We start from the raw sequence: 13,733 nt of genomic DNA, 5'->3' as shown, positions 1-13,733 counted from the left end.
AACGTCGCCCTTCCCTACTCACATCAACGGTTCGACCGTCCGCGCTACAGCACCGCGCACAACACGGCGAGCAACGCCACAACGGCCGCGTAAACCGCATCGTGCCAGCCAAAGCCGCTCCGTGCAAGCGCCGGATACACGCCGGCGAAGCCGCGACACAGCATGGCCTCGTCCATCGCGCGGCTGCATTCCATCGCCTTGATAAACGTCATGCCCATGATACCCGCCAGCGAATCGGTGCGCGAAAAACCCGCAGGCGCGGAACCGACGCTGCGCAGCATGACCGATTCGCACAGATCGTGCGCCGTGCGTCCCAGCACCTCAATATGCTTGAGCGCCATATCAAACGTAAAGATAACCTCGTCGGGCAGGTGCAGCATTTTGAGCGCCGCCGACATGCGGCTCCAGGTGAGCGTCCACGAAACACCCAGCACCAGCGACACATTAATAAACGTCTTGAGCGCGATCTTGAGCATGGCGCCCGCGGCAGAAGTGTCCAGCAGCAAGGCGAGCAGTACCAGAACCACCGCGAGCCCTGCAGCGCCAAGCGCCGGCACAAAGGTTGCCCGCAGCCCGCGTACGGGGCGCACGGCAACGAGCACCAGCGCGATAGCCGCCATCAACATGAGGTACAGAGGGCTCTGCGTCAGACACACGCACAGGACGCAAACGAACATCCCCACCAGGCGCACCGGAGCCGAAACGCAAGAAAGGGCGCGGTCGACCATCGACCCGCCCTCGTGCGCGCCTCCACCCAGGCGAACCCGCTCAAGCAGGCTCGCCAGGTGCAGGACGTTCTTTTGCATCACGCGATGACGAGCGCCCGTGGGCTCGTATCGCTCCTCGGCCGCAAGCCAGCTAGGCAGCTCGACCATCGCCATGGGCTCCGCTTTCCTTGACCGTCAGCGAGATCAGACGGAATGCGATGGTGAGCACCGCCACGCCAATCACGCCGGACAAGATATACATGGCAGCCTGACCGGCAAAGCCGAGACCCTGCTCCTCGGAATAGGCCTGCAGGTAATCACCCGTAGGCAGAGCGTCGGCAAAGGTCGGGGTGTCGAGACCGACCGAAGCCTGCAGGCTGTCGTCGCCAGCCTCCTGAACGGCGGTCGCGGCGCCCTCGGCGTCCCACTCACCCCAGGCGTCACCCGTGGCCAGCAGGCCCAGCGGCGTGGCCACGACAAGCACGGCAACCAAGATGAGCGTGGGGACCAGCGAGGTCTTCTTTGCAGCAGCGCCCTCGGCAGCAAGCTGTCCATCGGCGGCTTCGGGGCCGACGATAACGCTCGGCGCCGTCTTCTTGATAAAGCCGTAGATCGCGGCAGTCGCCACGCCCTCGACCACGCCGGCTACCAACATATGCGGGATCATCATGGCCGGAATGGCAATGGACAGCGGGAAGGGGCAGTACAGCGGAGCGCCCGAAGCATTCGTGAAAAGCATCGGCTGAATACCAAACTCGATTGCTGCGCACAGGGCCGCCAGGCACAGGCCGACCCAGCCGCTTACGATGGCCGAAACCGAGGTGCCCCAGCTCTTGTCGTGCAAACGGCTGTTAAGCGCACGGAACACGATGGCTGCCACAAACGGCAGCACAAATGCCATGTTAAAGCAGTTGGCTCCAAAGGACAGGATGCCGCCGTCGCCAAACAGCAGCGCCTGCAGTGCCAGTGCGACCGAAACCGCAATGGCCGCGGCCTCGGGGCCCAGCAGCAGCGCGATGAGTGCACCGCCGACGGCGTGACCCGTGGTGCCGCCGGGCAGCGGCACGTTAAACATCATGAGCAAGAAGGAGAACGCAGCGCAGATGCCCAGGAAAGCCATGTGCTCGCGATCGAGCGTGGCGCGTACCTTTTTGATGCAATGGACCCAAACGGGCACCATCGCCACCGCCATAACGGCATCGGTCTGCGGGGACAGGTAGTTATCTGGAATGTGCATATACGCCTCCCGGTTATCGACGCACAGAATTGCAACGCCGCTTGAATCACCTTGTCAGTGTTACGCATTGTCAGATTCGTAACACGCCGCGGGCTATCATAGCAAAACGGCGCACTGCCGACAAAGCAGCACGCCGTTATGTAATGCGCGTGTCATATATGAAGGCTCAACGGTGCCTTATACCGAAAACAGCAGTCACGTAAGACTCGGCGGCAGCCGACGCTGGTCTATATCCGGCGCAGGACCTAGCCGCGGACCTCGCCGTTTACGCCCTTGCACACCTTGGTGACGATCTTCTGGTGCGCCTTTTCGACCTCTTCGCTGGTGAGCGTGTGGTCGTCGGAGCGATACGTAAGCGCAAAGGCCATGGATTTCTTGCCCTTGCCGATGCGGACCGGATCGCGGTAGACATCGAACAGGCGCACGCCCTCGAGCAGCTTGCCGCCGGCGCTGGTAATGCGGCGCTCAAGATCCTCGCAGGTCACAGCGTTGTCGACCACGATAGCAAGGTCGTGCTCAACGGCAGGATACTGCGAGAACTCGCGGTAGTTCTCCTGGTTGCGGGCGCCCTTGATCAGCTTGTCCAGATCGAGCTCAAAGGCAACGACGACCTCATCGATGCCCATCGCCTCGCGCGCCTCGGGGTGAATCTCGCCGACCCAGCCCAGTACGGTGCCGCCGGACAGAACCTCGGCCGCACGACCCGGCTGCAAGAAAGCGTAGCCCTCGCCCTCGACGGGACGGAAGCGAACCTTCTCGATGCGCAGCTGGGCGAGCAGCTCCTCGACAATGCCCTTGCCAAAGAAGAAACGCAGCTTGCGGTACTTCATGCTCCAGGACTGCTCGCTCCACTGGCCCGAGAGCACACCCGCCACGGACTTGGTCTCCTTGGGCAGGCTGGCGTTCTCGCGACCGTGGAACAGGCTGCCGACCTCGTACAGGTGCACATTGGGCGTACCGTGCGCCTCGTTGTAGGCCACGGACTGCAGCAGGCCCGGCAACAGCGAACGACGCATCTCGGTCTGCTCGGCTACCAGCGGGTTCATGAGCACCACGGGGCAACCGCGACCCTCGGTGGACATACCGATCTTCTCCAGGTCGCCCGGGGCGGCAAAGCCGAAAGTCGTGGTCTCGTTGAGGCCGCAGGCGCGCAGGATCTCGCCGACCTTACGGGTGAGCTTCTGCTCGCGGGTCAGGCCGCCGATGTGGTTCTTGGCAGCCGGGATGGTCGCCGTCACGCGGCCCATGCCCCACAGGCGCAGGACCTCCTCGATCAGGTCGATCTCGCGCAGCAGATCGGGACGGAAGCTCGGCGGGGTGACCATAAAGTCCTCGCCGTCGCGCTCGACGGTGCAGCCCAGACGGGTGAGCGAACGCTCGATAAAGTCGGGCTCGATGTCGGCACCGCAGATGGCATGCACGCGGGCCAGGCGCAGCTTAATGCTGTCGATGGTCTTGGGCGCGGGGAACACGTCGACATAGCCGGGAGCGACCTCGCCGCCGGCGATCTCCTCGATGAGCGCGCAGGTAACGTTGGCGACGTCCACGCAGCCGGTCTCGTCGACCTGGCGCTCAAAGCGAATGGAGGCGTCGGAGATCAGCGACAGATCGCGGCTGGTGTGCGAGGTGCGACCGGCGTTGAAGCAGGCGCTCTCGACCATCACGTCGACGGTGTCGTCCTCGATCTCGGAATCCATGCCGCCCATAACGCCGGCCAATGCCACGGGACGCTCGCCGTCGGTGATAAGGCCCATGCCGGCGTCGAGAACGCGCTCCTCGCCGTCGAGCGTCGTGAACTTCTCGTCTTGCTGGGCGGCACGAACCACCACGCGGCGGTGGCCATCGCGCTCGGCAAAGGTGTCCAGGTCAAAGGCGTGCAACGGCTGACCGGTGAGCATCATCACATAGTTGGTGATGTCGACGATGTTGTTGTGCGGGCGCACGCCCAGGGCGTTGAGGCGCTTGACCATCCAGTCGGGCGAGGGGCCGACCTTCACGTTGCGCACGATGCGGGCGACATAGCGGTCGCACAGGCCCTCGTCGGCGATCTCGACGGAAAGCTCGTCGTCGGTCGCGCGGCCGGTCTCGACCTTAATGGCGGGCAGCTCGACGTGGAAGTCGCGGTCGAAGATGGCGCCGGTCTCGCGGGCCATGCCGATCATGGACAGGCAGTCGGGGCGGTTGGGCGTGATCTCGCAGTCGAGCACGGTGTCGCTCGAGCCCACGTACTCGGCAAACGGCATGCCGCAGGGCGTATCCTCGGGCAGGATCATGATGCCGGAGTGGTCGCCGCCCAAGCCGAGCTCGCGCGCGGAGCAGTTCATGCCCATGGACACGACGCCGCGAAGCTTGCTCTTCTTGATCTTGACGCCGCCGGGCAGGACAGCGCCGATCATGGCCGCGACGATGTGGTCACCGGCCTCGAAGTTCTGCGCGCCGCAGACGATCTGCAGCGGAGCGGGGTTGCCGTCGGCGTCGAGGTTCTTGTCACCCACGTCGACCGAGCACACATACATGTGGTCGCTATCGGGGTGCGGGGTCTTGGTGAGCACCTGGGCGGTCACCACGTGGTCGAAGGACTCGCCCACGGTGTCGATCGCCTCGACCTCGGTGCCGGTACGGATATATTCGTCCGAAAGGGTCTTGGGATCCTCCGGAATATCGATCATGGTCTTGAGCCAGTCGTAAGAAACACGCATCTAGCTCTCCTTTCATACTGAAAGCCTGCGAAGAGATGCAGGTGGAAACTTCAACTTTGTGAACATTCCTTACAAAGCGAGGGTTGTCCAAGTGCGGCAGATCGGCCCGAAAGAGGAGCGCCGCGTACTTTGGTACGCAAGCGACGAATGAGCGCCGAGGTGTCGTGCTTGGGCAAGCCGCAGCCTAGAACTGATTCAAGAAGCGCATATCACCCGTCATGAGAGTTCTGAGGTCGGGCAGGTCGTAGCGCAGTGCCGCGACGCGCTCGGCGCCAATACCAAAGGCGAAGCCGGTGTACTTCTCGGGGTCGATGCCACAGTTGATCAGGACGTTGGGGTCGACCATGCCGCAGCCCAGAATCTCGATCCAGCCGCTGTGCTTGCAGAAGTTGCAGCCCTTGCCGCCGCACACGTGGCAGCTCACGTCCACCTCGCAGGAAGGCTCGGTGAAGGGGAAGAAGTGCGGGCGATAGCGCGTCTTGCGATCCTCACCAAACATGCACTTAACAAAGTAGTCGAGCGTGCCCTTAAGATCGCCAAAGGTGATACCCTCGTCGACGACCAGGCCTTCGATCTGGTTGAACTGCGGCAGGTGGCAGGCGTCGGCCGTGTCGGGACGATAGACGGTGCCCGGGCAGATCATGTAGATGGGCGGCTTTTGCGACTCCATGGTGTGGATCTGCACGCCCGAGGTCTGGGTGCGCAGCAGCACGTCGGACTCGCCGTGAGCGTGAGCCTCGGGATGCGCAACGCTGCCGGGGTTGTTGTCGACCACATAGAACGTGTCGCGAGCCGAGCGGCTCGGGTGATCCATGGGCGCGTTGAGCGCGGTGAAGTTGTAGTAGGAGGTATCGACCATGGGGCCGGACTCGACGGTGTAGCCGATGCCGCAGAAGATGTCCTCGGCCTCCTCGATGATCTGCTTGATCAGGTGCTGGTGACCGATCTGCGGACGGATACCCGGCAGCGTGATGTCGACGGCCTCGTGCTCGAGTGCGTGCTTGAGGGCGGCGGCCTTCATCTCGGTGGTGCGCTCGTCGAGCATGCCCTCGATCAGCTGGCGCATCTCGTTGGCGCGTTTGCCCATCATGGGACGATCCTCGGGGGCGAGCTTGCCCATCATGCGCATCAGGCCGGTGATGCGGCCCTTGCGGCCGAGCAGCTCAACGCGCGCGGCCTCGAGCTTGGCGGCGTCGTCGGCACCGGCGACGAGCTCCTTGGCCTCTTCCTCGAGTTTGACCAGATCATCAATCAGACTCATGTCTTCCCTTTCGTCTCTCGCGCTTTCCGCCTGCCGGGACGACTGTCGCCGTCTGGCACTGCGAAAACGCGGCCCGGTTCGGTAACAAAAAACCGCCCTCGGGCATGTGCATTGCCCAAGGACGGTTGAATTCCGCGGTACCACCTTGTTTGACCCGGCGGATGTCTGGCCCGCCGTGCCCACTCTGCGCCTCTTGTCGCGAGGCTCACGGCTTCCCTACTGGGGCTTTGCTGCCACTGGCCGCGCGCCCGTTGAGGTCGCTGCTCGGGAGTGAACGCTTGGCCCTTGCCACCGCAGGAAGGCTTGCAGCCCATGACCTTCCCTCTCTCGCCGGCGACGCGGCGGGCAAAACCCTCTCCGTCAACGCATTGGGCTATAGGATAACACATTTCGCGAGCGCATCGCCGCGTTCCGTTTTGTTCGCGCTGGGTACAAGGCAAGTAGCTGTGCAAACTGGCCGTGCACCCGCCTGCGGCGCTCGGCCTGCGAGATTAAGGATATGGTATGGGAAAGAAGTACGATAAGAAGGCCAAGCCCGCAGCGGGCAAGACGCCCAAAGGCATGAAGGTCGATAAGGCCGTCAAAAAATTCCGCAAGCTCGAGGGCAAGCTGTGGACCCGCGAGTACCTGCTCAAGATTGCCGAGTTTGACGGCGCGACCATTGCTCCCGCCAACGGTGCCGCCGCCCGTGCCGACACCATGGGCACCCTTGCCGGCGAGCACCATAAGCTCCTGACCAGCGAAAAGTCTGTCGAACTTGTACGTTCGCTGGCACGCGAGACCGTCACCGGCGGAAAGATCGACGACCCGCAGCTGCTTGACGAGATTCGCGTGCTCGGCCGCGACCAGCGCGAGGCAAGCGTCATCCCCACCGAGGAGGCCGAGGCCTGGACCAGGCTCACCTGCGAGGCCGACGCCGTGTGGCACAAGGCCAAAGCGGCCAACGACTGGGCGAGCTTTGAGCCCTATGTGGACAAAATCGTCAGCCAGCTCAAGCATCAGGCCGAGCTCATGGACCCCAAGCGCGACCCATACGACGTGTGGCTCGACCAGTACGAGCGCGGCCTTTCCACCGAGAGCTTCGATGCGTTTTGCGACGAGGTTAAGGCCACGGTCGTGCCGCTCGTGCACGCCATCGGCGAGCGCGGCCAGCAGCCCGCTGCAGACTTTTTGCACGCCCGCGTGCCCGAGGCCGCCCAGCGCGCCATGAGCTTCGATCTGATGAAGCTTGTCGGCCTGGACCTGGACGACACCACGCTTGCCTTTACCGAGCATCCGTTTAGCGAGGGCTTCTCGGTGGGCGACGCGCGCATCGCCACGCACATCTACGAGGACGATTGCATCTCCAACGTCTACAGCATCATCCACGAGGCCGGCCACGCCATGTACGAGCTGGGCGTGAACCCCGCCTACGCGCGCACGTGCCTGGAGGGCGGCACCTCCATGGGCATCCACGAGAGCCAGAGCCGCTTTTTCGAGAACACCGTGGGCCGCAGCCGCGCCTTTATGGGACCGCTGCTCGAGGTGCTGCGCCGCCACGCGCCCGAGGTCTACGGCAACGTGGACGAGGACACGCTCTACCGCGCCGTGAACATCGCTCAGCCGTCGCTGATCCGTACCGAGGCCGACGAGCTCACTTACCCGCTGCATATCATGGTGCGTTACGAGATTGAGCGCATGCTGTTTGCCGGCGAGGCCACGGCCAAGGACATCCCCGCGCTTTGGAATCGCTTTATGGACGAGTACCTGGGCATTCCCGTTCCCGACGACACACGCGGCTGCCTGCAAGATACGCACTGGAGCGGCGGCTCGTTTGGCTACTTCCCCACGTATGCGCTGGGTAGCGCCTACGATGCCATGTTTGTGCCGGCCATGTGCCGCGACGGCGTCGACCTTACCGGCGCCTGCGCGAGCGGCGACCTGACACCCGTCCGCGCCTGGCTGGGCGAGCACATTTGGCAGTGGGGCCGCGCCAAGGACGCGCCGGAGCTCATCAAGGGCGCGTGCGGCATGGCGTTCGATGCCCGCTACTACTGCAGCTACCTGCAGGACAAGTTCACCACGCTCTACGAGCTGTAAGGCATAACCGACACGTCAACGCAAAGGGGACGCCGCGGAACCAATCCGCGGCGCCCCCTTTCCACCTAGTTGTTTAAGAACGTCCCCAATGACTACCTTACAGAGCCTCGAGCGCGTTGGCGATGCGCTTCATGGCGGCATCGGCGGATGCTTGGTCGGGCGCCTCGGCCAGCACGCGGATAACCGACTCGGTTCCGCTCTTGCGCACGAGCACGCGGCCCTCGCCTGCCAGCGCAACCTCGGCCTCGGCGATGGCGTTCTGCACGCCCATGTTCTCGAGCGCGGCGTCCTTGTCCGCCACGCGCACGGCCACCTGCGCCTGCGGCAGCAGCTTGCACGGAGCCGTGAGCTGCGAGAGCGTCTCGCGCTCGGCACGAATCACTTCCATCACGCGCAGCGAGGTCATAATGCCGTCGCCCGTGCGCTCGATATCGCCAAAGATCGTATGGCCCGTCTGCTCGCCGCCCAGGCTGTAGCCGCCCTCGCGCATCTTGGCATACACGTGACGGTCGCCCACGCCGCTGGTCACGGCGCTCAGACCGGCAAGCTCCAACGACTTGATCAGGCCAAAGTTGCTGGCAATCGTCGGCACCACGGTACCGCCCGAAAGGCGACCGTGCTTGTTCAGATACACGCCGCACACGTACAGGATCTGGTCGCCGTCTACCACGCGACCGCGCTCATCCACGGCCAGGCAGCGGTCGGCATCGCCATCGTAGGCAAAACCCACGTCCAGGCCCTGCTCCACCACATGGCGCTGCAGACGCTCCATATGCGTGGAGCCGCAGTCGACGTTGATGTTAAAGCCATCGGGCGCGGCATTGATCACGCGCACGTCGGCACCGAGCGCGTCAAACACCGGCTTGGCCACCGAGGAAGCCGAGCCGTTGGCGCAGTCGATACCGATCTTGACGCCCTGCAGCGAAAAGTTCGCACTTGCAATGAGCGAAGCAATGTAGCGGTTGCGGCCCTGCATGTAGTCCACCGTGGCACCGATGTGGTTGCCCGTGGCCAACGGAACTTCGCTCTTGCCATCGATGTAGTCCTCGATGAGCTCCAGTACGTCCTCGTCCATCTTAAAACCGTCGCTATTGACGAGCTTAATGCCGTTATCGCAAAACGGGTTGTGGCTCGCGCTGATCATGATGCCGCAATCGAAGCAGCCCTCCACGGTCTGATGCGCCACGCCCGGCGTCGGGATCACGTGCAGCATATAGGCGTCCGCACCGCTCGCGACCAGACCGCTCACCAGCGCCGCCTCGAACATATAACTCGAGCGACGTGTGTCCTTGCCCACGATAACGCGCGCCTTGCGCTCGCGGTTGGCGCCGTAATACCAGCCCACAAAACGGCCAATCTTATAAGCGTGCTCTACCGTCAGCCCAACGTTGGCCTCGCCGCGAAAGCCGTCGGTGCCAAAGTACTTCATGCGCTCTCCTTACAAAATAGGGGCGAACAGATTGCCTGTCCGCCCCAAAATGGTACTCGATTATCTGCGCTACCAGAAAAACCCTACGCCGACGCGCTGTCGCGAGCCGCCTGGCATGTAGGAGTCTGACGCAGCGTAAGCGGCTTGTCCCCCGCCTCGGCCGACGTGGTCAGCGTATACGTGATCGTCGTCGTCTCGCCAGCATGCAGGTCAACGGTGCCCGAATAGAAGGGGATTCCATGCCACGTAGCGGCGCCGAGACCAAACTGGGTGCCCTCGACGGTCAGATCAGTAATGTTGCCGCCCGTCGGGGCAAACAGTGAGACATTCAGACGCTCGTCGTCACGCGCGGCATCGGGTGCGCTCGCCGCAACGTAGTCGGGCAGCTTGCCAGCCTCCTCCTGCGTCATGATGTTCGTCAGGGTAACGGTGATGCGATAGGAGCACGTGCCGTCACCGTTCTTGATGCCCTGGCCAATCTGCGTATCAGCGTTCAGGTACCAGTCGAGCTTGGAGAAGCTCAGGTTGTTAAAGTAAACGCCGGCAACAGGATCGGCACTCGGGTCATCCGGATTGGGCAGCGAAGCGTCAATGCCCGTCTCTTTGATGGCATTCTGCTCATCATCGTTTCTCATCCACGCGATCAGGCGGCCCTCTTCGGCACCGCGCTCAACGGCGCTGACAAGCTTCGTAACATCGACATCGCCGATACCGCCAAGGATCTTGTCGAAGGCAGCGCTGGCGACGGATGCAAAGATGCCGTCCGACTCCTCGACCGGATAGTTCCAGTACACATCGTGCATGAGGACCTTTGCGGCGTTGGTGCCGTCGACAACCGTTCCGTCGGGCAGCGAGACATTACCGACCAGGCCCAGCAGATACTGCAGGAACACCGGGTCGATACCGATGACGCCATCAACGTCCTGTCCATACTGGGACTTCCACAGCGCGGCGACACGCTGCGAGTTGCGGGGCCAATCAGGCGAATAGGTATTGCCCGAGTTGTACAGGTTACTGTGGTTGCCGAACAGCGCCTCATCCTCTTCGTCGACGCTCTCGACTGCCTCATCCTCGCTGAGTCCAATGCGGGGAACAAACTCGCCAATCGACATCTGGCCGTCGGTGACCGAAATCAGACCCTGCGAACCGCCAAAGCCGCCGCAGGCACGAATCTCGACGTTGTTCATGGCGTACATAAGGTAATTGCGCGTCTGGCCGTTGGCGCCGAGCATCTGGGGAAGGACGGGGGCAACCTTCTCCGCCGCGTCAACCGCGCCGTTGAGGGTGGCAAAGCCGTCCTTGGCCTTATCGACCAGCTCGGTCACCTGGGAAATATGAGTATCGCCAATGCCCTGGACCTTCTCGTTGGCGCTCTTGAACACCTTCGAGCTGCTGGAAAGCGAATCGGCGACCGCCTGCAGCGCGGACACGTTAATCATGCCGTCCTGGAACAGCTTGCCGGGCGTAGCCTGCGAAAGGTTATCGGCCATGGGAACCAGCGCATCGCTCGAGACATCGGACAGGGCGTCAATCATGGTGCGGGCCGCATTGATATCGCTGCCATACACCGGGATAAACGAAGCCGCCGCCCACAGCGGGCTCGAGGTCTCCGCCTTCATGCTGTTGCAGAGCTCATCGATCTTCTTCGCGTCGTCAGGCAGCGTCGAAAAATCGCCCGACGTGACCTTGTCCTTAAGGCCACCGACGATCTCGACAGCCTCCTTCGCTTCGCTCTTTACGGTCTTTGCCGAGTTAAGCAGCATAAAGCCGCTTGCGCCAAGCGCAACGAGAAGCACCGCGACTACAGCGGCAATAATGGCGCCGGTGTGACGCTTTTTGTGCTCGCCCTTGCGATGGCGATGACGGACCAGACCGTCAGAGGTCGAACTCGACGAAGCGTCGCTACCGTAGTTCAAGCCAAAATCGTAATAATCTTCCTTGGAACCCGAGCCCGCAAACTCGGCACCGCTATCATCCAGGCGGGCGAACGTGCCAGTCTCGGAGGCGCCGGTGTAAATCGTGCCAAGGTTACCCGTAAGCCCCGCGCCACCGGCAGAGGGAGTATTGTTGGCGGCCTTGCCGGCATTAACGTTGCCGGCGGCATTCGCGGCGTTGGCAGCATCTGCGTTGTTCGCGGGTACCGAAGGAGCCCCGCTCGGCTGCGACGTGGAGGTTGCACCGCCCGCAAAGACATTCCCTCTTGCACGGCCGGTCTTTTTTGCCTTTTGAGACTGCTCGTACAGAGCGGTAAACATCGCTGTCTCGCCCGGGGACACGCGCTTACCGGAACCGCCCTGTCCAGCGCCGCCCGGCGTGCCGGCCTTACCAGCCCCGTTCGGACGCGGCGGAACTGCAGGGCGACCGCTATCGCTGCCCTTAAAGTGATTACCAGCCATAAAGAAATCCTCGCAATTGAGTCGCAATGAAAAAGTCCATAACGTTACTAGTTTATGGCATTTTGAGCATCGACAGCTAAACTCCAGACACGGACATCAATTGGCGAAAATGCGGCACAACACCTTTTCCGTCTTGGCGGCGGCGCCAGCTACACCGTGAGGAACATCATCACGATGATCATGGCAAAGCCGATAAGGTCGGTCGGCAAAAACACCGTGCCCAGCATAACGGCGCTGGTGATGGTCGCCGAAACCGGCTCCACAGTTCCGATGAGGCTCGCACGCACCGAGCCGATGTCCTTAACGCCCTGCATATAGAGCATGTAAGCAAAAAACGAGCCGATAACCACGAACACCGCGAGCGCCTCGATGCCGGCAGCGTCGAGCGCCGGCATATGCGCCCAGGGCTGCACGAAGGCACATGAGACCACGCCCGCCGTGAGCATTGCCGAACCCGTGACGATGGGGCTGCCGTATTCGGGCAGGATCTTGGCGGGAATCACCGCCATACACGCGGCGCTGACCGCACACATAAGACCTGCTGCCAGGCCAAGCGGCGAGATATTCAGGCTGGTGGGGTCGCCGCCGGTGGCGATTAAAAAGGTTCCACCCAGAGCCAGGCCAATGCCGATGACTTCGCGAGTACGCGGCATGCGGCGATCGGTCACGCAGGCGTAGCCCATGATGATAACGAGCTGCAGGCACTGGAGCACCGTCGCGGTTCCGGCGTTCGTCAGGCGCACGGCCGAAAGATAGCAAAACTGGTTGAACAGCAGGCCAAAGGCGGTAAAGAGCAGCAGCTGCTTGCGATCGGCGGGTGTGGTCCAGAGCTTAATCAGGCGCTCGCGGTCGCGCGTAACAACCACGGCCATAAAGAGCAGGCCGGCGAGAATCTGTCGTATGCTCATAAGCCACAGCGTATCGACATGGTAGGTATCGAACAAAAAACTCGCGCTGGTACCCGAGAAACCCCAAAACGAACCGCCCACCAGCGTGGCTAAGACGCCCGTGATCATCTTGCGCGTCGAAGCGCTGTTCAGGCGCTCGCGCCAGGCGCGGCGGGTGCTACGGCTGAGCTCGTCGGTGCCCTCGGGCACATCAATGTTCGATATATCGGTCATCGGCACCGAAGCCCCTGTGCCTTCGACCTGCTCGACACGCTCTTTGCTCATTCCACTCCCCCGAAACAGCCTGGAAACAATTCGGCTTACCTTACCACGGCGAAGTCACCAGCTGGAGGCTTGTCCGCTTATCGGTAGGACAATTCCGCAGGCGTCTTTCCATAGCTCGATACCGCAATGGCCTTGCATTATGCGACAGCCAAATCGCGGCAGCAGGCTCTTTTGAGATGGATATGACAAAGCCCCCGTATTCCACAATGTAAGCGATTTTTAAAAATGTTCTTGCCACCGAGTTCAGGCTCCGTTATATTATCCCTTGCGCGCTTGCGCACCCTTGATCGGGCGTTTAGCTCAGGGGGAGAGCGCTTCCCTGACACGGAAGAGGTCAGAAGTTCAAATCTTCTAACGCCCACCAAATGTTCGCAGCTCAGAGGCTATGTCCTCTGGGCTGTTTTGTTTTATGCCGCCAAATCCGCTGGCAGTTCCAACCGCCCAAATGTGCGCCAACAGCGCCAATGCGGCGTTATGTGAAACGATAAAGTACCTCATGGCGCGAAGATAGCACGCACGCCGGCGGCGGCCGGCGGTCCTGTTAAGTTTCCGGTAAACGACCGGCGGCTTTTCGCCGTGTGCGTCCAAAGTGCTCATTCGCCGATATCTAAACCGCAATCCGTCAAGCTTTTGGCAAGGTTGCCACCCAACTGGCCGAAAGCCGACCATCTACTTGCCAATCTATCCATCGGCATAACCAATCAGTCCGCACCGCAACTTCTCAGCAAAACGCCGCGATGTCTGCGCCCTGCG

The 13,733-nt window shown here is 62.1% G+C and carries 8 protein-coding genes and 1 tRNA gene; 2 read left to right on the top strand and 7 right to left on the bottom strand.

Translation table 11 applies throughout. The annotated features are described in order from the left end of the window. Nucleotides 1-44: 44 nt before the first annotated feature. The 4 genes from ACGHIZ_RS01500 to pheS all read right to left on the bottom strand — a co-directional run bounded on the left by ACGHIZ_RS01500 (nucleotide 45) and on the right by pheS (nucleotide 5,904). Complete coding sequence (locus ACGHIZ_RS01500; protein ID WP_390448642.1) at nucleotides 45-881, bottom strand: energy-coupling factor transporter transmembrane component T family protein; 837 nt, start codon at nucleotides 879-881, stop codon at nucleotides 45-47. Further along, nucleotides 859-1,944 (bottom strand): cobalt transporter CbiM, encoded by a 1,086-nt coding sequence (gene cbiM, locus ACGHIZ_RS01495; RefSeq protein ID WP_390448639.1) that lies wholly within the window; start codon nucleotides 1,942-1,944, stop codon nucleotides 859-861. Before cbiM ends, ACGHIZ_RS01500 begins: the two co-directional genes overlap by 23 nt. 245 nt (nucleotides 1,945-2,189) lie before the next feature. Beyond that, the gene (pheT, locus tag ACGHIZ_RS01490; protein ID WP_390448636.1) at nucleotides 2,190-4,643 is read right to left on the bottom strand and encodes a phenylalanine--tRNA ligase subunit beta; all 2,454 of its coding nucleotides are present in this window, start codon (nucleotides 4,641-4,643) and stop codon (nucleotides 2,190-2,192) included. 184 nt (nucleotides 4,644-4,827) lie between these two features. Then, complete coding sequence (gene pheS, locus ACGHIZ_RS01485) at nucleotides 4,828-5,904, bottom strand: phenylalanine--tRNA ligase subunit alpha (protein ID WP_035136801.1); 1,077 nt, start codon at nucleotides 5,902-5,904, stop codon at nucleotides 4,828-4,830. Nucleotides 5,905-6,408: 504 nt separating this feature from the next. Here pheS and ACGHIZ_RS01480 point away from each other — a divergent pair. Then, complete coding sequence (locus tag ACGHIZ_RS01480) at nucleotides 6,409-7,983, top strand: carboxypeptidase M32 (RefSeq protein ID WP_390448633.1); 1,575 nt, start codon at nucleotides 6,409-6,411, stop codon at nucleotides 7,981-7,983. Nucleotides 7,984-8,080: 97 nt separating this feature from the next. Here ACGHIZ_RS01480 and glmM read toward each other — a convergent pair whose 3' ends face one another. The 3 genes from glmM to ACGHIZ_RS01465 all read right to left on the bottom strand — a co-directional run bounded on the left by glmM (nucleotide 8,081) and on the right by ACGHIZ_RS01465 (nucleotide 12,980). Further along, nucleotides 8,081-9,412, bottom strand: a complete 1,332-nt coding sequence (gene glmM, locus ACGHIZ_RS01475; protein WP_195568372.1) for a phosphoglucosamine mutase — start codon at nucleotides 9,410-9,412, stop codon at nucleotides 8,081-8,083. Nucleotides 9,413-9,495: 83 nt separating this feature from the next. After that, nucleotides 9,496-11,808 (bottom strand): DUF4012 domain-containing protein, encoded by a 2,313-nt coding sequence (locus ACGHIZ_RS01470; RefSeq protein ID WP_195568374.1) that lies wholly within the window; start codon nucleotides 11,806-11,808, stop codon nucleotides 9,496-9,498. Nucleotides 11,809-11,957: 149 nt separating this feature from the next. Next, nucleotides 11,958-12,980: a DMT family transporter gene (locus ACGHIZ_RS01465; RefSeq protein ID WP_195568376.1), complete on the bottom strand. Its 1,023-nt coding sequence runs from the start codon at nucleotides 12,978-12,980 to the stop codon at nucleotides 11,958-11,960. Nucleotides 12,981-13,269: 289 nt separating this feature from the next. Between ACGHIZ_RS01465 and ACGHIZ_RS01460 the strand changes: the two genes are divergently transcribed. Then, a tRNA-Val gene (locus tag ACGHIZ_RS01460) sits at nucleotides 13,270-13,344 on the top strand. Nucleotides 13,345-13,733 lie beyond the last annotated feature (389 nt).

This window comes from Collinsella sp. i05-0019-G5 (assembly GCF_042851345.1).
In the GTDB taxonomy this organism is placed as follows: Bacteria; Actinomycetota; Coriobacteriia; order Coriobacteriales; family Coriobacteriaceae; genus Collinsella.
This window is presented reverse-complemented; position numbering and strand designations above follow the sequence as displayed.